Origin of the sequence: Pseudomonas sp. HY13-MNA-CIBAN-0226 (genome assembly GCF_040310305.1) — a bacterium.
GTDB lineage: Bacteria > Pseudomonadota > Gammaproteobacteria > Pseudomonadales > Pseudomonadaceae > Aquipseudomonas > Aquipseudomonas gregormendelii.
Genome location: NZ_JBEOPS010000478.1, coordinates 1 through 250, shown reverse-complemented (window position 1 = coordinate 250; position 250 = coordinate 1). Strand labels below are relative to the sequence as shown.

The window sequence follows — 250 nt, the reverse complement described above, 5'->3', positions numbered from 1 at the left end:
CCTTGAGGATTGCATCGCGCTCGTTCCACAGCGCCAGGCCCAGGCACCAGCGTTGGGCCTTGTCACTGAAACCGGCCAAGCCGTCCTCGCCCCAGCGATAGGCGCGGCTGCGTGCGTGCTCATGGGGGAGGTAGGCCCAGGCGTCGCCGTCGGCGCTGTAGTCTTCGCGCACCGTGCCCCATTGGCGTTCACTCAAGTACGGGCCCCACTCGCGCCACCGCTCGGCGTGTTGCGTTGCCAGGCGCTGGCC

At 69.2% G+C, this 250-nt stretch carries 1 protein-coding gene; it reads right to left on the bottom strand.

Annotated elements, in window-relative coordinates:
- The coding region (locus tag AAEZ05_RS29580) for a hypothetical protein (RefSeq protein WP_350650188.1) at positions 1–250 on the bottom strand (250 nt) is incomplete at both ends.